Genomic DNA, 19,042 nt, shown 5'->3' on the forward strand with positions numbered 1-19,042 from the left:
GTGCTAGGCCCGCAACCGCATGGATTGCATGATGACAGCGGACATTTCTTCAACGGACTTTGTTGAAGAATTCAAGAACGGAACCCGGTTGCGCCGATACAGGTCTTCAGCGCGGCGCAATTCGAGTGTGCATTGCGCGAGCGACGCGTAGACCGAGTCGGGGCGGCGCTCATGGCGCACCTGGCTGAGACGACGTGGCGTCGTCGTCAGGCCGAAGCACTTCTTGGCGTAGGGCGCGACGGTCGGCGGCAACGTTTCAGTGGGAAAGTCATCGTCGGTCAGCGGGTAGTTCGCCACCAGCAGGCCGTACTGCAGCGCGAGGTACATCGTCGTCGGCGTCTTGCCGCAGCGCGACGGCGCGATGATGATGACATCGGCCTGGTCGAGCGCCCGAAAACTTTGCGCGTCGTCGTGCTCGATCGCGTACTCGACGGCACGCATGCGTGCGAAGTACCGTTCGGCATCGCCCAGGCCGTGAAACGAGCCGGGTCGCACCGACGCTGTCGTGCCCAAGGCCAGCTCAAGTTCGCGCAGGTGCCCGCCGAGCAGGTCGATGGTTTCAAACTCCGACGCGTGAAGCACCGCCAACACATCGGCAGACTTCACCGTCGTGAAGATGAGCGGGTTCTCGCCCGCTTCGCGACTGCGCGTCAGCGTTGCGAGCACCTTCTTCGCGCCGGGGACGGTCGCGACGAACGGAACCGTATGGCGACGAAAGCGGGTGTCGGGAAAGTTTGCGAGAAGCGCGTTGCCGAGCGTCTCTGCCGTCACACCCGTGCTGTCGGAGATGAAGTACACCGCACGCGCTACACCGACAGCACCGGCTGGGTCGGTGATCAGTGGGGTGTTCGGCAGCGGTGCCGTCATGCGCATATCCCTCGTGCGTGGAGTGGGTCACTTCCACCGTAAAGAAGGATCAGGAGTTCGTTTTACCAAACCGCCTTTCAAAAACTGCAGAATTTATCGCCACAGCAAGTGCCTGGTTCCGCCCGTGCACCCCACGTGCGATCGATGTGACCGCCGCGGCCGCGGCCGCCCAGAAGAAGGCCGATGACACGACGCGCGCCGCTCGCGCAGAGGCCGTCACCGGGATTGAAACCTCAATCAAGACCATGGCTGATGAACACCTCGCCGACGGATTGATTGACGGTCCCATTCTTGATGTTTCCTGCAGCCCAACCAACGGCGGTTCAACTGATGATCTGACAGCGCAAACTACCGTCTTCGAGTGCTTTGTTTCCAACAAAGACGTCGAGGGCCCTCAAGAACAGGTTGCGCTTGCCGTAGTTGTGGTCGGCCTGGTTCATGGCGGCGCGCACGTTTTGACGCCAATTCTGATGCGCTATGCGTCGACAGTTCCGCTCTGCGCTTTTGGCAAGCGGTCACGATCGTATGTGATGGTTGAGAAGCCGTGCGGCAGTGGGCGACCGTCTTCGTCGACGCCAACAAAGACGATCCGATCGATAGCGAGAATGCGCTCTTTCGTGATCATGTTGCGCACCTCGGCCCGCATCGTGATCGACGTCCGACCAAAGGCCGTGGCAAGCATGCCGAGCTCGATGAGGTCGCCCTGACGCGCAGAGGACAAGAACTCAATTTCAGAGATGAGTTTGGTAACAGCGCGGGGATTACCGATCTGGATAATCGCATAAATAGCGGCTTCTTCATCGATCCATCGCAACAGGCTGCCGCCGAAAAGTGTTCCGTGAGCGTTGAGATCTTCGGGCTTGACCCAGCGGCGAGATCGAAAATTCAGGTTTGCCACGTCGGTCATGTTTTCTCCTCGCTGGTCACAATCGGCCTATCGCCATTGTGCACCGCCAACGTTTCCTGGGGGTAACGCGTGACCGTTCAGCGAGCCCGCCGCGCACCTCACCCCACCGAGGCGTGATGTGGTGTGGAATGGGGAGACCATGCCGTCCAAGATTGCCCTGCGAGAAGCGCTCGTTGCGCAAGCCCTCGCCAAGCTGCCTTGGCAGGTGCGGGCGGCAATCGCGGCGGTAGCAATCGCGGCCGGTGGGCTCATCATTGGCCGCCCGACGCTCTCGCTCGACATCCTCGCCATCGTGATTGGCCTCGGTGCGATTACCGAGGGCGTGCTGGCGCTCTGGCACACCGCGGCAACCGTGCGCTGGCGCATCATCACGGCAACGATCTGGATCACGGTCGGCATTATCGTGTTGCAGGCGCAGTGGCTCACCGTGCTTGCACTGACTGTGCTCGTCGGTATCGGCTTGGTCTCGCTCGGCGGCTATCGCGTGTGGCTGATGGCGCGTTCCGATCGCCCGCTCGATGAGAAGATCGCCGGCATCACGATCGCTATTGCCACGATCATTTTTGGCGTCGTCGCGTTCTTCTGGCGCGATATCTCACTGGTGGTGCTCTCGGTCGTGTTCGGAGCCTGGCTCGTCGTCATGGGCATCGACGCCGGTTGGCGAGCACTGCCGCGCGAGCCCCTCCCGAAAGAGCGCCGCAAGCGTACCGGGTGGCGCCGATTCGGCCGCTCGATTGTCGCACTCGTCACCGCCACCGCCGCCATCGCGGCGGTGGGCGTCGCGCTCGTGCAGACCGGGCCCCAAACGGTGACCGACACGTTCTACGCCGCGCCCCGTAACGTGCCAGATGAACCGGGCAAGCTCATTCAGTTTGAGCCACTCACCGAGGGCATCCCTCACGGCTCTGTCGGGTTCCGGTTTCTGTATACGACAGAAGCGGGCGACGGAACCATTGACGTCGCGAGTGCGATTGCCATCGCCCCGGATGATGAAGAAATTCATCCCTCTGTCACGTGGGCGCACTCGACGACCGGCATCACGCGCCCGTGCGCACCGTCACTGCAACCCGATATGTTCCGCTCCGGCGGTATGTTCGCGGCGCAACACATCATCAAGAACGGCTGGGCACTTGTCTCACCTGACTACGTGGGCCTCGGCACCCCCGGCGAACACCCCTACCTAATTAGTGAAGACAGTGGCCGAGCCGTGCTCGATGCGACGCGCGCCGCCTATTCGATCATTGACCTGCGTATCTCCCGCACCACCGTCGTGTGGGGTCACTCACAGGGTGGCCACGCGGCCCTGGCCGCATCCGGGATCGCGGACGACTATGCACCCCAGCTCGACGTGCGCGGGGTCGCAGCAATCAGCCCGGTGAGCGACCTCACCGCCCTCGTGAGCACGATGGATTCAGTCACCGGTGGCATGGTGTTCGCGGCATTCGTGCTGAACGCTTACGAAGATCACTACGACGACGTCCGCATGACGGACTACCTCCGCCCCGGCATCATCAGCGCGGCACGCGAAGTGCCCTCGCGCTGTCTTGATGGCCCCGGCAGTTGGCGCAGTGCGCTCGTTGTTGCGACGCGCCTCATCGACCCCTCACTTTTTCGCACCGACCCCCGCACCGGCGCGCTCGGCGACAGACTGCGTGAAAACATTCCGAAACCGAGCCCCGAGATTCCGCTGCTGATCGTGGCGGGCGGCGAAGACCCGCTCATCAAGATCAGCGTGCAAAACGGCTACGTCGCCGCACTCTGCGCCGCTGATACACCGCTCGCCTATCGCACGATTCCCGAGGCTGACCACATCAGCATGCTCTACGGAAACAGCGAGTTCTTGCCGTCTCTCCTCGCCTGGACGGGCAACCGCTTCACCCGGGTGCCCGCCAAAACCACCTGTTAGCGACGTTCGACGCGCGGCCGCACCCACACTTCGGTGAGCTGGGTGTCGGCGGGAGCGTCGACGACGTGACGAATCGACCGGGCCACCGTGCGCGGGTCGATGCGGTCGCCCGCTGCGCTGTCGTCGGGCAATCCGTCCATGCGGTACGCGCCGACGGTCGCTGTCGGCCCCGGGGCGACGGTCGCGACGCGCACACCGTCTCCGGCAACTTCGAGGCGCAGGCTGTCGACGTATCCCTGTAGCGCGTACTTCGATGACGCGTACGCGATGTGATGCGGCACGGGGTTGCGGGAAGCACCGGAACCGGTGAAAACGATCGTGCCGCGGGCGGCGGTCAGTTGCGGCAACAGCAGGCGGGTGAGGTTGGCGGGGGCCACAACGTTGGTCTCAAGCATGAGCCGAAACTGTTCGGGCTCAAGGGTCGCCGCCGACGTGCGGTACATCACGGCGGCATTGTTCACGAGCGCATCAACGCGGGGTAGGTCGGCGAATGCCGCCGCGACGGCGTCGACGTCGGTGAGGTCGACGGCGAGCGGAACCACGGCGCCGGCGCGCAAAGCACTCACCACCTGCTGGAGGCGGCCTGTATCGCGACCCACCGCGATGACGAGGTGGTCGGCGGCAAGGTCGTGCACGGTCGCCGCCCCGATTCCGCTCGATGCCCCGGTTACGACAACGACGGGTTCGGTCGACGCGGCAATACGGTCACGGGTTTCCGGGTTCAACAAGGCAGCCTCCAGTGTTCCCTTCGACGCTACCCGGCTCAGGCTCGCTTCACCGACGCGCCGTCACACGTCGTTAGAGTCCGGCACGAGGGCGACCTTGCCACCCGCGCGCCCCGAAGAGACAAGATCCAGCGCATCGAGCGCTTGGCGCAACACGAACGTCTCCGACACCGGAACCACGAGGTCGCCACGAGCGGCCATATCGATCAGCTCGGCGCGCACGCTGGCGCGGTAGGCCGCGTTCTCGGGCGCGACCCCGCCAATGAATTGAAAACCCGCATCCTTGGCCACGTCGGTTCCGACGATCGTCACCATGCGGTCGTGGTTGCCAGCAACCGCGAGCGCGGCCGCGATGTCATCGTCCCGGCCCGATGCGTCGAAGACAGCGGCGATCGGATCGGCCGCCGCGAGCGCAATGCGTTCTGCCAGTTCGCTCGGCGCCTGCCCCCGTTCTATCGCGACGCCACCAAAACGCGCCACCTCGTCAACGCGGTTGGCACTGCACACGCCTACAACGCGGATGCCTCGCGAGCGTGCGATTTGCAAGAGCGACACCCCGACAGAACCCGACGCACCGAATACCACGACCGTCTCCCCTGATTCCACCTTCGCCACTCGCAGCAGATCCGCCGCCGTCGTTGCGACCAGCAGCAGGTTAGCCGCCTGGGCGGCACCAAGGTTTTGCGGCCGCGCGAACACGGTGTCAGCGGGCACCGTCAGAATCGAAGCCCACCCGCCCGTCACCCGAAACGCCAGAACGGCGTCACCAATCGCGCCACCACCTGACGCAATTTCCGTTTCTGGCCCAAGCGCAGTAATGGTTCCGGCCACCTCATATCCGATCGAAACCGGAAAAACGGTCGCACGACCCGGGTGCTTGAGGTCAGCCGGATTCACGCCCGACGCCTGCACCGTAATGGTGACTTCACCGGGGCCGGGCTCGGCCACCTCACTCTCAACAAACTGAAAGTCAGCGATGCCGTTGGGGCCGGTAGCAATCCAGTGGTGTGCGCGCATGCGGCCAGGCTACGGGTTCGGCAGGTTCGTGCGCACGCAAAATAGGTATTCTAGGTGTGAGAAAAATTCGCCGGATCGTGCTGGCGGGGAGAGGAGCACACCATGACAGACCTCCTATCGGTGGTCAGTGTCGATGTGTTGTGCCTGAGTTTCGACCCCGCTGCAGAGCACATTCGTCTCGGTCTGGTGCGGCGCGACTCTGAGCCGTATGCCGGCGAGCAGGCTCTGCCCGGTGTCACGATGCGTGCGGGCGAGCGTCTGGATGGCGCAGCGCACCGTGCCATTGCGAAACTGACCGACGCGCTCCCGCTGGCACTCGGCCAGCTGCGCACGTTTGATGAGCCCAGCCGCGACCCGCGCGGCCCGAGCCTGTCGATCGCGATGTGGGCGATTCTGCCGGAGCTTGCCGACGGCACCCCGCTTGACGCGGTTCCGCCCCTCGCTTTTGACCACTCGCAGATCGTGGCGAACTGCCTGCCGCTCCTCGGCAAGCTCATGCTTGATGATCTCGATTTCACGCGCGCGATTCTGCCGTCGCCGTTCCTCACGACCGACGCTCGCGCCATCACGCGTACCCTCACCGGAGAAGATCCGCACATGGGCAACCTCAATCGCGCGCTCGATGCTCTCCCCGGCGTCGTGAAGTCGACGAGCGCCGAGTGGAGCGATTCAACCCTGGCTCGCCGCGGTGTGAGCCGCGGCCGACCGCCCGTGGAGCGCATGTTCACCCCATAGCGCGCTTCGGCTACGTTCTGGTCATTAATCACGGCGATGACCCTGGCCGTGTGCGCGATACCTGAATAGTCTGAAAGTGTTGCTACTTCACTTGAAGAACGGAACCACCATGGCTGGCACGATTGTCGTCGCACTTACCGATACTGAAGCTGGTCGCCGCGCGCTCGCGTGGGCCGAGAAGCGCGCAACCCAGCGCCGCCAGCCCCTGCACCTCATTACTGTCGTGGGCGGAGCCACCGGCGCCGTCGGCGAAGGCAAGTTGCTCGATGCAGCGGTGTCGTCGACCGACCACTTCTTGAGTCGCGAAGCCGAGCGGTTGCGTGCTGCTGGCCTCACGGTCGAGGCTGAGGTACGTCAGGGCAACCCCGTCACGCACATCGCGAACGCCACCGAGGGTGCTGCACTCCTGGTGATCGGCAGTGACTTTGGTGATGGTTCCGGCCGCCGCCGCGGTCTGCACGGCGTACGCATCGTGGCCGCTGCCCACTGCCCGACCGTCGTGGTTGGCGCGTCGGATGAAGACGCCGAGCGTCACGGCGTTGTTGTCGGTGTTGATGGCTCCCCGGTTTCCGAAGCGGCACTGAAGTTTGCCGCGGCGGAGGCCGACCGCCTCGGCGAGCCGCTCGTCGTCGTGAGCGTCTGGACCCCGGTGCAGGTGCCGCACATGCCTCTGCTCGACAATGACAACTACCTCGCGAGCATGCAGTCGATCACCGAAGAAATGCAGTCGGTGGCACTCGCTGGCCTCGGACAGGACTACCCCGATCTCGTCGTCGAACGCGAAGTTGTCAGCGGATACCCGTCGCACGCTATCTCGGATCGTGCCGAGACGGCCCGACTCGCTGTGGTCGGTTCGCACGGCCGCGGAACCATTGCGCGCTTTCTGCTCGGATCGGTCAGCCACGAAGTGCTCGTGAACCTGACGTCGCCGACCGCGATCGTTCGCTAACGCGTTCTTGTGCCCCGTTCTCCGGCTTGCGGCCGCGAGAACGGGGCTTTTCTTGCTTTCAGGCGTAACCTGGACGGATGCATGTGAATGAAAACCGCGAATGGAACAGGTTTTACGCCGAGGGCTCGCCCATCGACATTGACCTCCCGACCGGCTCGCTGAGCGATCTACTCGAAGAGCGCGTCGCCCAGTACGCACGCAACGACGCAATCGCCTTCTTCGGCCAGACCGTGTCGTATCGCGAACTCGGCGACCGCGTTTCGCGCGTTGCCGAGGGCTTGCGCAAGCTCGGCGTCAAGCAGGGTGACCGCGTCGCCCTCGTCATGCCGAACGCCCCGCAGCACGTCATCGCGTTCTACGCGGTACTGCGCCTCGGCGCCATTGTCGTTGAGCACAACCCGTTGTACACGCGCGACGAACTCGAAGTGCAGTTCCGCGACCACGGCGCTCAGATCGTGATCGCGTGGAACAAGGTGGCACCGCTCATTCAGTCGTTGCCCGCCGACCTCGGCATCGGCACGGTTGTCGCCGTTGACGTGACCACCGCAATGCCGCTCACGATGCGCCTGGCGCTGTCGCTGCCGATCGCGAAGGCGAAGGAATCGCGCGCGAAGCTCACGGCCCCGGCTCCCGGAACCGTTAATTTCGCCGCGCTGGAACGCTCACGTCCGCTGGATGCTGCGCACCCTCGCCCGTCGGTGACCGATATCGCGTGCCTGCAGTACACGTCGGGCACCACCGGCAGCCCGAAGGGCGCCATCATCACGCACGGCAACCTGTGGGCCAATGCCCGCCAGGGCAAGGCATGGATGCCCAACTTCGTGCCCGGCAAGGGATCCATCTACGGGCTCCTCCCGATGTTCCACTCGTTCGGCGTGCTGCTGTCGGTGATCTACGCGGTCGAGACGGGCTCGCGCGCCGTGCTGTTCCCGACGTTTGACCCGGAGCTCGTGTCGAAGGCGGCAAAGAAGTTCCCGCCGACATTCATTCCGGCGGTGCCGCCGATGTTTGACCGCCTCGCCCGCGTGGCGCGTGACGGCAACCTGGATCTCTCCGAAGTCGTGTACTCGATTTCGGGTGCCATGACCCTGACGCCGGCGGTCGTGGGCCGCTGGGAAGACGTCGCAGGTTCCATGCTCAACGAAGGCTACGGGCTCACCGAGACCAGCCCGGTTGCGCTCGCGAACCCGTTCAACGAGGAGTCGCGCAAGATCGGCACGATCGGCATCCCGTTCCCGTCGACCGACATCAAGGTCGTCGACCCCAACGAGCCGACCGTTGAAGTCGCACTCGGCGAGGTCGGCGAACTGCTGATCGCGGGCCCGCAGGTGTTCCAGGGCTACTGGAACCGCCCGGAAGAGACCGCGGCCACCCTGCTCGAGGGCGGCTGGCTCCGCACCGGCGACCTCGTGACGCAAGACGAAGATGGATTCGTGACGGTCGTTGACCGCAAGAAGGAAATTATCATCACGGGTGGCTTCAACGTGTCGCCGAGCGACGTCGAAAAGGTGCTGAACACGGTGGCGGGCGTGGCCGAGTCGGCCGTCGTCGGCATTCCGCGTGGTGGCGGCGCCGAGGTCGTGACCGCGGTCATCATCCTCGAGGAGGGCGCCACGTTCGATGAGGACGCCGCGCGCGACACCGCCCGCGAACACCTCGCCGAGTACAAGCGCCCGACCAGCTACACGGTGTGGGAAGAGCTACCGAAGTCGCTCATCGGCAAGGTGTTGCGCCGCATCGTGCGCGAGACGCTCATCGCCGATCGCAAGGCGACTCGGGCCATCGTTACCGACGCCGAGTAGGAATCGCTTGGGGGCCGTCCTTCGGGGCGGCCCCTTTTCTTTCGCCTAGAAGTCGTCGATCACGAGCTTCTTCATCGCGAGCATGTGTTCGTAGGCGTTCGGGCGCTGCATGAGTTCGCCCATGTTGGCGGGCACGATCTGCCAGCTGACGCCCCACTTATCGGCAAGCCAGCCACACTGTTCCGCTTCCGGAACGGCGCTCAGGGCGTCCCAATACCGGTCGATTTCGGCCTGGTCTTTGCACTGTACTTCGAGCGATACGGCGGGCGTGAACGGGTTATCGCCGCCACCGCCATCGTCCATCATCGAGAACCACTGCGGCCCGATACAGAACTCACCGAACATGATGCTTCCTTCGGGAGCGTTACCCGATGGTTCCGGATACTCCGCAATCATGCCGAGCGCAGCGTCATCGAACAGCTCGGTGAAGAAGGTCGCTGCTTCGCGCGACTTGCCGACGACGCCGGCCGAGAACATGAGTTGCGGAATTACGAACGGGCGCGGGTCGCCGTCTGGGTCGGTCAGCATGAGTTGCCAGCTGACGCCGTAACGATCTTGGATCCAGCCGTAGCGCTTGCTCCACGGGTATTCGTCGATGTCCATGAGGGCGGAGCCCCCCTCAGTCAGGTGCGCCCACATTGCGTCCATGCGGGCGCGGGCTGCCGCCGCATCACCGTCAAACATGAGCGGGTCGAAGTTCAGCATGAACGAAATCGATGGGTTGGGGTGAAACTCGCCACCTGCGTTGATGAGGGTGAGGTGGTAGCCGCTGATCGCGACGTCAACCATGAGGGGTGCGCCCGCGAACTCGGCCTGCCAATCGGGTACCTCATCGGGGTACCGGGCGGTGACGGCGGTCGTGGTGTCGTCGAAGATTGAGGCGTAATAGGTGCCGGCTTCTTCGGCGTTGCCGGTGTACCAAATGTTGGGGGTGATCTTTTGCATCGCGCGCTCCTCGGTTGGATACGGAGTAACTGTGCGCCTGATCGCGCCACGATTCAAGACCCACGCGCGTACAGGTTCTGCTATCAAAGAGAGATGACCAGCGACGCTGAACACTCCGCGGAGGCTCGAGGCCGCAGTGAGACTGCGGATCAGCGCGCCGACCGGCGCTTCACCGACATTCTGCAAGAGCTGCGCGTGACGCTGACGGGCACCCAGCTCACGTCAGGTTTCTTGTTGGCGGTGGCGTTTCAGTCCGGCTTCAAAGACCTCACCCACGACCTTCGCGTGCACTACCTCGTGCTCGTCGGGCTCGCCGCACTCGCAACCGTTTTGGGGCTGACACCGGTCTTGGTGCACCGACTGAACTCCGGCAAGCAAATCAAAGACCGCGTCGTGCGGGTCGCGAACCGGCTGTTGATTACGACGCTGGTCGTGGTCTCGCTACTGGTCATCGGCGTGACGAGCTTTATCTTCGAAGTCGTGGTCTCTGCCGTCGCGGGGCTCTGGGCCGCTGCCGTATCGGTTGTTGTGTTGTTGGTGTTGTGGGGAATCGCGGCCGCGGCCCATCGCATCGACGGGGAATCTGTGCACTGATATCCGGCGAATGTATCGGATGGTGAGACGCCCTGTACAAGCGGCGCAGCGCGCCGATATGTTGTGGGCATGGCTCATATTGTGGCGACCGGTGCCGGCAAAGTGATGATGGATCGCCGCGACGATCCCACCCACGACTACATTCTGAATCTGACCGGTAAGAGCCGCCCTCGCGTGCTGTTCGTGGGCACCGCGACGGGCGATCGTCCCGACTACATTCTGTAGTTTCTATCAGACCTACGATTCTGACCGGTGCGCACCCCACCACTTGCCGCTGTTCTCGCGCGAGCGCGATGACCTACGCTCGTGGATCACCGAGTTCGACGTTATCCACGTCGGCGGCGGCAACACCGCCAACATGTACGACGTGTGGCGCCGCCAGGGCGTGTGGGACATCTTCACCGACATGTTCAACGACCCCGCGAACGAGAACCTCGTCTTCACCGGCGGCTCTGCCGGCGGCATCTGCTGGTTTGATGGCGGAACCACGGACAGCTATGGACCGATACTGCAGGTTCTGCCGGAGGGCTTGGGATTCGTACCCGGCTCCTTCTCGCCGCACTACGACGCGGAGGAATGGTTCCGATTTTGTGACCGCCATCAGCCCCACAAAAGACTCCCTCGCGCTGACTCTCACCGTCGAAAACGGTGCAGTCGTTGAGACGCCCCTCCCCGTTCTTTCGCTCTAACACCACCGCTGTCATCGCTGGACCCCCGTTGTAAGGCTTCTTCACCCCAAAGGAGTTTTTGATGGACGTCGTCATGCTGAAGAAGGGCAAGGAGCTTCGTCGCGGCCAACCAGACGCTCATCGTTTCGGGCCTCGGCTCTCTCGTCGCTGGTTCCAGCGCGTTCATCGGTGCGCTAATCTTTGCGTTCGTGCCATTCCTGTGGCCATGCTCACGCAGGCCGGACGCAAGGCGCTCATCCATGCCCTCCCCCGCCACCTCGACTACGTGCGCACGACCGTCTTTAATCACCTCAGCGACAGCGATATCGAAGTCATCGGACGAGCGTTGGAACCACTCGTGCAGCGACTGGATCGTTCGGGTCGCTTCGCATGCGCCGCGGAGCCTGCGGAACCACGTGGCATCGTGACGTCGGATGGCGTCGCGTGACGAAAAACGGCGCAACCGAGCCCACCCCCATTCCGCCGGGGTACGGTCGAAGGGTGACGAACGCCTCTCCAATTTCCCTGGGCGCTGACCCCGAACACCACGTTTCTGCCGACGAATTCAAGGCTGTTTTTCGTGGGCACCCCGGCGGCGTCGCACTGATCACCGCTGACGCTGGCAACGGGCCGGTCGCGCTGACGGCAACATCTGTCGCGTCCGTCAACGTGGATCCGCCGCTGCTGATGTTCTCGGTCACGACTGTTTCGTCAGCGACGAGCGTCATCGTGAAGAGTGACACGGTCGTGGTGCACCTGCTCGATGTCGACGACATCCCACTCGCTCAGCGCGGTGCGACAAAGGGTATCGATCGCTTTGGCGATGCATCGCTGTGGCAAAAGCTCCCCACCGGCGAGACCGCCTTCACGGGTGCCCGCGCGTGGGTTCGTTGCCGGGTCATCAACCAGATGGATGCCCGCGGATCCACCGTGATCGCCGCTGAAGCACTCCAGGTGAGCATCAACCGCCAGGTGGGCGAAGGCTCGACGCCCCTCGCCTACGTCAACCGCGAATGGCACCGCCTCGACGAGACGTCACGCATTGATGCGGGCATGACGTTGCCGCCGAGCGCGTAGCACCGGCTCGAATCTCAGCGCGCTAGAACCCGGCTGCCAGCTCGGCGAACACGTCGGACGCCGTCTCACCGGTGGCGAGTGACGCCGCTTGCCCTGCCCACAGGGACAGCTTTGACGCGTCATCCTGCTGGGCTGCGACGCGACGGAACCCGCCGGTCAGCATGTTCTGCGCCGGAAACGGCGCGTGCCCGACGGCGGCCAGTCGACGCATGGCGTGGTTCTCAACGCCCCGCGCGAGGCGTCCGCTCATCGCGCGCGTCAGCACGGTTCCGCTCTCCGCGACGGTGCGCAGCGCCGCCTTGTGAGACGCGGGGGCGACCGACTCGGCGGTCGCCAAGAACGCGCTGCCGACGACGACACCCTGCGCGCCGAGCGCGAGCGCGGCGGCCACACCGCGACGGTCGGCCACGCCACCGGCTGTCAATACCGGTATATCGACGGCGTCGACGACCTGCGGAACCAGGGCGAAGGTTCCGAGGAGGGAATCCTCCGCAGCGCCAATGAAAGTCACGCGGTGACCGGCGGCCTCCATGCCGCTCGCGATGATCGCATCAACGCCACCCGCCGCGAGCGCACGCGCCTCGGCAACGTTCGTGGCGGTTCCGACGACCCGTGTACCAACCGCGTGCAGCGCTTCAATCGCAACCGCATCGGGCACGCCATACACGAAGCTCGCGACGGCGGGGCGCGCCTCGACGACGGCGGCGAGTTGCTCGTCAACCGGCGGGAGGAAGTGTTCGGGGCGAGCAGGTAGGTCGAGGCCGGCTTCGGCGTAGAAGGGGGCGACGCCGGCGACGGCCGCATCCCAATCGACATCGGCAGGATCGGCTTCGTCGCCGGTAGGCCACCACAGGTTGAGGTTGATTGGTTTGTCGGTCGCGGCACGCAGTTCGGCCGCCGTCGCAGCGATGCGCTCGGCGGTGTAGCCGTACAGCCCATACGAGCCGAGGCCGCCAGCGTTGCTCACTGCCGCGGTCAACGCGACGCTCGAAACACCGCCAAACGGACCGAGCACGATCGGCACGTCGATGCCGAAGAGCTCCTGGATCGACCTCGTCATGCCACCACTCCTTCTGCCGCGGCATCCGAGACTCCCCGCGCCGAAGCGACGAACGCTCGAATTTTGTCGAGATCTTTCACGCCCGGCGCCGACTCAACGCCGCTCGAGACGTCAACACCCCACGGGTGCACGTCGGCGATGGCGGCGGCGACGTTGTCGGGGTTGAGTCCGCCGGCGAGGAGCCAGTGGCCGGAAAGATTGTGCGCGGCGAGTGCGGAGAGATCCCACCGCTCACCCGAGCCCGGGCGCGGGGCATCGAGCAGCATCGCCTCATCGCCATACGCGCCCACGGTGAGCTCGTCGGTCTCGGCAAGCGACGTCGCACGCCACACGCGCGGAACGATCGCGCGGGCGCGGTCGAAGTCTTCCGCGGTGTACGAACCGTGCAGTTGCACGACGCTCGCACCGATCTCGCGGGCGATCTGCGCAGCCTCGGCGGCATCCAGATCGTTCGTCACGACAACGGTGTCGATGCGGCCGGCGACGGCGGCAACGACCGCACGCGCCTCATCAACACTCACCCGGCGTGGACTCTTTTGCGAGAACACCACGCCAATCGCGTCGGCTCCCGCCGCGAGCGCCACCTCAGCTTCCTCGGGGTGACGCAAGCCGCAGACCTTCACGTACATTGTCATGGTTCCACGGTAGACCCGCTCCGCACCCCGCGGCCCCCGCATGACCCGGCGTGACGAGGCGCAACCGGCGTCAATCGCCAGCACAACGCCGGAGTACGCTCGTAGGGTGCTGGGTATTGATGGGCTGACATGGGGTGTGCTGGCTTTCGTCATCATCGCCGCACTCTTCGCGGGATGGGTTGACGCTGTCGTCGGTGGCGGCGGACTCGTGCAGTTGCCCGCCATGCTGTTGATCCCCGGAATCACGCCCGTGCAGGCGCTCGCCACCAACAAGCTTGGCTCGATCTTTGGCACCGCGACCAGCAGCATCACTTACTATCGGCGCGCGAAACCCGATATGCGCACCGCCACGATCATGGCGGTGATCGCCCTCATCGGCAGCTTCGTTGGCGCGTTTGTCGCCACGATCCTGCCCGCCTCGGTGTTCAAGCCAATCATCGTGCTCGCTCTCATCGGTGTCGCGCTGTTCACCGCGTTCAAGCCGGCTATGGGTGCGCAAGCCGCACTGCGGTTCCACGGTAAAAAGCACATCCTCACCGCGACCGCGCTCGGTGCCGTCATCGGTTTCTACGACGGCATGATCGGCCCGGGCACCGGCACCTTCCTCGTCATCAGCCTCGTCGGGCTCATCGGCTACGACTTTCTCCAGGCCAGCGCGAAAGCCAAAATCGTCAACTTTGCCACCAACTTCGGCGCCCTGCTGTTGTTCGTGCCCCATGGTTCCGTTCTCTGGATGCTCGGCATCGTGGTCGGTTTCGCCAACATGCTCGGTTCATACGTTGGCTCGCGCATGGCGATTTCGAAGGGCACGAAGTTCATTCGCATCGTGTTCTTGGTCGTGGTCGCCGCCCTCATCGTCAAGCTGTCGATCGACGTGTGGGCAGAAAACATCGCGCCGATGCTGGCTGCGTAACGCCCGCATCAGCAGGCACCTGACACGCGGGATGACACTTTCGGCCTAGGCCAACTTCGTGTCGCATGCCACCGAGGTGCAAGAATGCTTGTCATGAAGGTTCTCTCCATCCAGTCCGCCGTTGCCTACGGCCACGTGGGCAACTCAGCAGCCGTGTTCCCCCTGCAGCGGATTGGCGTAGAGGTTCTCCCCGTCTACACCGTCAACTTCTCGAACCACACCGGGTACGGCGCCTGGCGCGGGCCGCTCATCAGCCCCGACGACGTGCGCGAAGTCATCACCGGCATCGAAGAGCGCGGCGGCCTGTGCGACATCGATGTCATCCTGAGCGGATACCAGGGCAGCGACGGCATCGGCGACGTCATTCTTGACGCTGTCGCCCGCGTCAAGAAGCTCAACCCTTCCGCGGTGTACTCGTGCGACCCGGTTATGGGCAACGCGAAGTCGGGCTGTTTCGTGGCACCCGCGATCCCCGTGCTGCTGCGCGAGCGCGTGGTTCCGCAAGCCGACATCATCACGCCGAACCAGTTCGAACTCGGATTCCTCACCGAAACCGAGCCCGACACCCTCGAATCCACGCTCGACTCGGTCGACAAGGCTTTCGCCATGGGCCCGAAGACGGTGCTGGTGACGAGCGTCGAGCGTCCGGATCGCCCGAGCGTAACCATTGAGATGCTGGCAGCGGATGAGACGGGTGCGTGGATTGTGCAGACGCCGCACCTGCCGATGAAGGCCAATGGCTCGGGTGACGTCACGGCGGCACTGTTCACCGCCCACTACCGCGAGACGGGATCAGCGGCGACGGCGCTGGCCCGCACCGCATCGAGCGTGTGGGACCTGCTGGAGAACACCCTCACCTCGGGTCAGCGAGAACTGCAGCTCATCGAGTCGCAAGAGGCATACGCTCACCCGCGCATGCAGTTTGAGGTCACCAAGGTTCGCTAACCCTGGGCTTCTTGTGAAGGCGGCTCCGCACTGCGCGGGGCCGCCTTTTCGTTACGCGACGGGCTCTGCTGGCGGGGCGGTGCGCCCAGCGGCGAGCACGGCCCCCATGCTGGCGGCCACGACGAGCACGATGCCGGCGATCTCAAGCACGGTGAGGTGCTGACCAAGCACGAGCCAGCCCACGATTGACGCGGTGGCTGGGCCGAGGCTCATGAGTACCGAGAACGTTGATTCGGTTATCTTGCGCAGGGCAAACAGCTCAGCCGTGTAGGGGATGACCGACGAGAGCACGGCAACGCCGAGGCCCAACAGGATGATCGTCGGGTTGATGAAGGCGGGGGCGTCGATGACCAGCGCCGCTGGCAGCACGATAACCGCACCGACGGTCATCGCCAGCGCCAGGCCAGAAACACCCGCTACTTCACGGCCAACCCGGGCCGCGGCGAGAATATAGCCCGCCCATGACGCGCCCGCGATGAGCGCGAACATCACACCGAGCGGGTCCAGGCGATCCCAGCCGCCGCCACCGAGCGCGGCAACGCCGACAAACGCGAGGCCAGCCCACAACCACGCCCTCTTCTTTTTCGCCATCACGACGGCGAGCACGAGCGGGCCGAGCACCTCGATCGTGACCGTGACGCCCAGCGCGAGCCGTTCGAGCGCGAGATAGAACGCGACGTTCATTGTGGTCAACACCACACCCAGCAGCACGATGCCGCGCCACTGCCGACCGGCGAACGACCGCACGCGCGGGCGCGTCACGATCAGCAGAATCATCGCGGCGAACACGAGGCGAAACGCGACCACAGCGACCGGGTTCGTCAACCCGAACATCAAGACGCCGAACGAGGCCCCGACTTCTTGGCACAGCAAGCCCAGGCCGACAAGAGCGACCGCACTGGCGCGGCCGTCACGCTGCATGGCCTGCGCTACGGGATCGGGCAGATGGCGCTGGTTTGGATGGTGGCAGCCTCCGCCTCAGCGGTCCACGGGATTCCAAACTCCGGAACCGTCTGGTTGCCGGCTGCCGGAGCGGTCGCCGCGAGCGCGACGAGCTGGAAGGCCAGCGAACGCACAATACCGGCGCCGTTGGTGGAGTTGTTCACCATGACAGCAACGGTCACGCCGGTTGCCGGATCAGACCATACCGCGCTCGCGTATCCGAGGGTGGAACCGGCATAACCGACCATGCTGTCTGAGAACTGCACGCCACCTATGGTCGTAGACCATGCCGGCAGGGAGTCTGCGATGGCGAGAGGCGCGTCATAGCGCCCAGTTTCCTTACCCTGCGCAAGCGTCTGCTCGGCGAGAGCAAGCCCGTACTGCCCGAGGTCGGTAATGGTTGAGACAACACCCGAATCGGTTGAGCCGGTCGTTGCGGAAATCTTCGTGAGGTCCGTCGGCGAGGCGCAGAGCCAACCTTCGGGCCCGTTCGACGTCAGGTACCCGTGAGGGCCACCCTTGCTCGGCGCAGCCGCGGCATCCCCCGGCAGAGACGTATTCTCGAGGCCAAGCGGCAGGGTTACGTACTTCTCGAGGTACTTCTGCGGGGTCAACCCCGAAGCGCGCTCCAGCGCAAGACCGAGGAGGAGGTATCCGGTATCGGAGTTGACGAACCGCTCGCCAGGAGCCGCGACGACGCCACGGCCCAGACCAAAGCTCGCGAGCTCACGGGCAGACCATTCACGCTCCGGCGAGCTCACCATGCGGCTCTTCGTGGCCGGCGCGATCGTGGTAAGGCCCGACGTCGAGTCACAGAGCTGATCGAGAGTGACGTCACTCAAGTTCGGAACACCCGACACATAGTCCGTCACCGGGTCATTCAGTTCAACCGTGCCGTCAGCCACCATGCCGTACAGCGCATCACACGTCATCGCGCGAGTAATTTCGCCAATGCGGAACGTCATGTCAGGATCCATGGGCTTCGATCCGCCCAGCTCCGTGGTTCCGACTCCGGCAACCCAAGAACCGCTCCACGGCACCCAGACGCCTACGATGGCACCCGAAGCACCGGAACCTGCGATCGCCGTATTGACGACACTTTCCATTGACGCGACCAGTTCGGCGGGCAAGTTGCCCTCGGCGAGCGCAGGAGTATCGAGCGTCTCGACTTTGTCGGAGGTGCAACCGCTCAGAGCGAGGCTTGCCGTCACGAGGGTCGCCGCGAGCACGCGGCCCATCCGCCGGGCGCGGCTCCGCTTTGCATTCACCGATACAGTCACCCGTTGAGTCTACGGTGTAGGCGCATTTTCTCCCCGAGCATAGGCTGTGACCATGACCTTTCGTTTTGACGACGCCGTGATCGCGGGCGTCCTGCGCCACCTGAACGCCGACCACACCGCAGATAATCTGCTCATCGTGCGTGCGTTTGGCGCGGCCGATGCGACCGACGCGGTCATGACCGGCTTCACCGGTGACGAAGCCATGTGGACAGCAACGACCCCCGACGGCCCGCGGGAGATCACCGTTGCCTGGCCCGGTGGTTCCATTTCGGAGCGCCCGCAGGTGCGCAAGCAGGTTGTCGCGCTGTACGACGCTGCATGCGAGCGGCTCGGTGTGGAACCGCGACCCCACGAATAGACCGTTCATCGAAACCTCGGGCGACGAGTGAGGTTAGCCAAGCCTTACTATGGAGGCATGGCTGAACTCATTCCTTTCTCTGCCGCCATTCGCGACCGCGCTTCTGGCGCGCACTCTGACAGCGAAGGCGCGGGCTTCATGGCGAGCCTGCTCAAGGGCGAACTCAGCCGCGAAGACTATACGGCGCTCGTCGTACAGCACTACTTCATCTACCTCGCGCTCGAAGAGGCGACCGAGCGCATGCGCAACGACCCGATCGCAGCGCGCTTCATCAGCGACAAGCTGACGCGCATTCCGGCACTCGAGACCGACCTCGCATTCTTGCTCGGTGACAACTGGCGCAACGAGATTGTCGCTCTGCCCGCAACGCAGCGCTACGTCGAGCGCATCGAACAGGTCGGCAAAACGTGGGCCGGCGGCTACGTCGCACACCACTACACCCGCTACCTCGGTGACCTCTCGGGCGGCATCTACATCGGCCGTGTCGTCGCCCGCCAGTTCGGTTTCGAGACGAACGGCATCGGCTTCTACCTGTTCGGCGACATTGCCGACCCGCGCGCGTTCAAAGACGTGTACCGCACCGAACTCGATGAGGCTGGCTGGAGCGAAGACGAGAAGGAGCGCATCATCAACGAAGTGCTCGCCGCCTACCAGTTCAACACCGACATCTTCACCGAGCTCTGGGCCGAGCACACCGTCGCCGTCGCGTAACGGCAG

The 19,042-nt window shown here is 64.3% G+C and carries 22 protein-coding genes; 13 read left to right on the top strand and 9 right to left on the bottom strand.

Going from position 1 to position 19,042, the window contains the following annotated elements; translation table 11 throughout:
- Positions 1 to 3: 3 nt before the first annotated feature.
- Together ACQUSY_RS09690 and ACQUSY_RS09695 are read right to left on the bottom strand one after the other, a co-directional pair.
- A complete protein-coding gene (locus ACQUSY_RS09690) occupies positions 4 to 867 on the bottom strand; it encodes a pyruvate, water dikinase regulatory protein (RefSeq protein WP_428904278.1) in 864 nt (287 codons plus the stop codon).
- 475 nt (positions 868 to 1,342) lie between these two features.
- Complete coding sequence (locus ACQUSY_RS09695) at positions 1,343 to 1,774, bottom strand: acyl-CoA thioesterase (protein ID WP_428904279.1); 432 nt, start codon at positions 1,772 to 1,774, stop codon at positions 1,343 to 1,345.
- Between the two features lie 139 nt (positions 1,775 to 1,913).
- On the opposite strand from ACQUSY_RS09695, the gene ACQUSY_RS09700 reads away from it, so the two are divergent.
- Positions 1,914 to 3,680 (top strand): alpha/beta fold hydrolase, encoded by a 1,767-nt coding sequence (locus tag ACQUSY_RS09700; protein ID WP_428904280.1) that lies wholly within the window; start codon positions 1,914 to 1,916, stop codon positions 3,678 to 3,680.
- On the opposite strand, the gene ACQUSY_RS09705 is transcribed toward ACQUSY_RS09700, so the two are convergent.
- Together ACQUSY_RS09705 and ACQUSY_RS09710 are read right to left on the bottom strand one after the other, a co-directional pair.
- On the bottom strand, positions 3,677 to 4,405 hold the full coding sequence (locus ACQUSY_RS09705; RefSeq protein WP_428904281.1) for an SDR family NAD(P)-dependent oxidoreductase: 729 nt from the start codon (positions 4,403 to 4,405) through the stop codon (positions 3,677 to 3,679). The two genes, ACQUSY_RS09700 and ACQUSY_RS09705, sit on opposite strands and share 4 nt — an antisense overlap.
- A 63-nt stretch (positions 4,406 to 4,468) precedes the next feature.
- Positions 4,469 to 5,422, bottom strand: a complete 954-nt coding sequence (locus ACQUSY_RS09710) for a quinone oxidoreductase family protein (RefSeq protein ID WP_428904282.1) — start codon at positions 5,420 to 5,422, stop codon at positions 4,469 to 4,471.
- A 102-nt stretch (positions 5,423 to 5,524) separates the two neighbouring features.
- Between ACQUSY_RS09710 and ACQUSY_RS09715 the strand changes: the two genes are divergently transcribed.
- From ACQUSY_RS09715 to ACQUSY_RS09725, 3 genes are all read left to right on the top strand, one after another.
- Positions 5,525 to 6,157, top strand: coding sequence for an NUDIX hydrolase (locus ACQUSY_RS09715; RefSeq protein ID WP_428904283.1), 633 nt, complete (start codon positions 5,525 to 5,527; stop codon positions 6,155 to 6,157).
- A gap of 76 nt (positions 6,158 to 6,233) precedes the next feature.
- Positions 6,234 to 7,106 (top strand): universal stress protein, encoded by an 873-nt coding sequence (locus ACQUSY_RS09720; protein ID WP_428904284.1) that lies wholly within the window; start codon positions 6,234 to 6,236, stop codon positions 7,104 to 7,106.
- A gap of 77 nt (positions 7,107 to 7,183) precedes the next feature.
- Positions 7,184 to 8,908 (top strand): long-chain-fatty-acid--CoA ligase, encoded by a 1,725-nt coding sequence (locus tag ACQUSY_RS09725; protein WP_428904285.1) that lies wholly within the window; start codon positions 7,184 to 7,186, stop codon positions 8,906 to 8,908.
- Between the two features lie 45 nt (positions 8,909 to 8,953).
- Here the strand turns inward: ACQUSY_RS09725 and ACQUSY_RS09730 are convergent, their stop codons facing one another.
- Entirely contained in the window at positions 8,954 to 9,853 is a 900-nt protein-coding gene (locus ACQUSY_RS09730; RefSeq protein ID WP_428904286.1) for a VOC family protein, read from the bottom strand.
- Between the two features lie 93 nt (positions 9,854 to 9,946).
- On the opposite strand from ACQUSY_RS09730, the gene ACQUSY_RS09735 reads away from it, so the two are divergent.
- The 5 genes from ACQUSY_RS09735 to ACQUSY_RS09755 all read left to right on the top strand — a co-directional run bounded on the left by ACQUSY_RS09735 (position 9,947) and on the right by ACQUSY_RS09755 (position 12,192).
- Complete coding sequence (locus ACQUSY_RS09735) at positions 9,947 to 10,447, top strand: DUF6328 family protein (protein WP_428904287.1); 501 nt, start codon at positions 9,947 to 9,949, stop codon at positions 10,445 to 10,447.
- A gap of 69 nt (positions 10,448 to 10,516) precedes the next feature.
- On the top strand, positions 10,517 to 10,672 hold the full coding sequence (locus tag ACQUSY_RS09740; protein ID WP_428904288.1) for a hypothetical protein: 156 nt from the start codon (positions 10,517 to 10,519) through the stop codon (positions 10,670 to 10,672).
- Between the two features lie 43 nt (positions 10,673 to 10,715).
- Complete coding sequence (locus tag ACQUSY_RS09745; protein WP_428904289.1) at positions 10,716 to 11,108, top strand: Type 1 glutamine amidotransferase-like domain-containing protein; 393 nt, start codon at positions 10,716 to 10,718, stop codon at positions 11,106 to 11,108.
- Positions 11,109 to 11,197: 89 nt separating this feature from the next.
- Entirely contained in the window at positions 11,198 to 11,563 is a 366-nt protein-coding gene (locus ACQUSY_RS09750; protein ID WP_428904290.1) for a hypothetical protein, read from the top strand.
- A gap of 53 nt (positions 11,564 to 11,616) precedes the next feature.
- Positions 11,617 to 12,192: a flavin reductase family protein gene (locus ACQUSY_RS09755; RefSeq protein WP_428904291.1), complete on the top strand. Its 576-nt coding sequence runs from the start codon at positions 11,617 to 11,619 to the stop codon at positions 12,190 to 12,192.
- A 22-nt stretch (positions 12,193 to 12,214) separates the two neighbouring features.
- Here the strand turns inward: ACQUSY_RS09755 and ACQUSY_RS09760 are convergent, their stop codons facing one another.
- Both ACQUSY_RS09760 and ACQUSY_RS09765 read right to left on the bottom strand, forming a co-directional pair.
- Positions 12,215 to 13,252 (bottom strand): NAD(P)H-dependent flavin oxidoreductase, encoded by a 1,038-nt coding sequence (locus tag ACQUSY_RS09760; protein ID WP_428904292.1) that lies wholly within the window; start codon positions 13,250 to 13,252, stop codon positions 12,215 to 12,217.
- The gene (locus ACQUSY_RS09765) at positions 13,249 to 13,887 is read right to left on the bottom strand and encodes a phosphoribosylanthranilate isomerase (RefSeq protein WP_428904293.1); all 639 of its coding nucleotides are present in this window, start codon (positions 13,885 to 13,887) and stop codon (positions 13,249 to 13,251) included. The genes ACQUSY_RS09760 and ACQUSY_RS09765 overlap by 4 nt, the downstream gene beginning before the upstream one ends.
- Positions 13,888 to 13,993: 106 nt before the next feature.
- On the opposite strand from ACQUSY_RS09765, the gene ACQUSY_RS09770 reads away from it, so the two are divergent.
- Positions 13,994 to 14,800, top strand: a complete 807-nt coding sequence (locus ACQUSY_RS09770) for a TSUP family transporter (protein WP_428904294.1) — start codon at positions 13,994 to 13,996, stop codon at positions 14,798 to 14,800.
- A gap of 93 nt (positions 14,801 to 14,893) precedes the next feature.
- Positions 14,894 to 15,745: a pyridoxal kinase PdxY gene (gene pdxY, locus ACQUSY_RS09775; protein ID WP_428904295.1), complete on the top strand. Its 852-nt coding sequence runs from the start codon at positions 14,894 to 14,896 to the stop codon at positions 15,743 to 15,745.
- 51 nt (positions 15,746 to 15,796) lie between these two features.
- Here the strand turns inward: pdxY and ACQUSY_RS09780 are convergent, their stop codons facing one another.
- Positions 15,797 to 16,666 carry an EamA family transporter gene (locus ACQUSY_RS09780; protein ID WP_428904296.1) on the bottom strand — a complete coding sequence of 290 codons (870 nt, stop codon included), beginning with the start codon at positions 16,664 to 16,666 and terminating at the stop codon, positions 15,797 to 15,799.
- 8 nt (positions 16,667 to 16,674) lie between these two features.
- On the bottom strand, positions 16,675 to 17,967 hold the full coding sequence (locus ACQUSY_RS09785) for a serine hydrolase domain-containing protein (protein ID WP_428904297.1): 1,293 nt from the start codon (positions 17,965 to 17,967) through the stop codon (positions 16,675 to 16,677).
- A gap of 52 nt (positions 17,968 to 18,019) precedes the next feature.
- Between ACQUSY_RS09785 and ACQUSY_RS09790 the strand changes: the two genes are divergently transcribed.
- Together ACQUSY_RS09790 and ACQUSY_RS09795 are read left to right on the top strand one after the other, a co-directional pair.
- The gene (locus ACQUSY_RS09790; protein ID WP_428904298.1) at positions 18,020 to 18,325 is read left to right on the top strand and encodes a DUF2470 domain-containing protein; all 306 of its coding nucleotides are present in this window, start codon (positions 18,020 to 18,022) and stop codon (positions 18,323 to 18,325) included.
- A gap of 57 nt (positions 18,326 to 18,382) precedes the next feature.
- Positions 18,383 to 19,036: a biliverdin-producing heme oxygenase gene (locus tag ACQUSY_RS09795; protein ID WP_428904299.1), complete on the top strand. Its 654-nt coding sequence runs from the start codon at positions 18,383 to 18,385 to the stop codon at positions 19,034 to 19,036.
- Positions 19,037 to 19,042 lie beyond the last annotated feature (6 nt).

The organism is Microbacterium daqui (genome assembly GCF_050408675.1).
Lineage (GTDB): Bacteria > Actinomycetota > Actinomycetes > Actinomycetales > Microbacteriaceae > Microbacterium.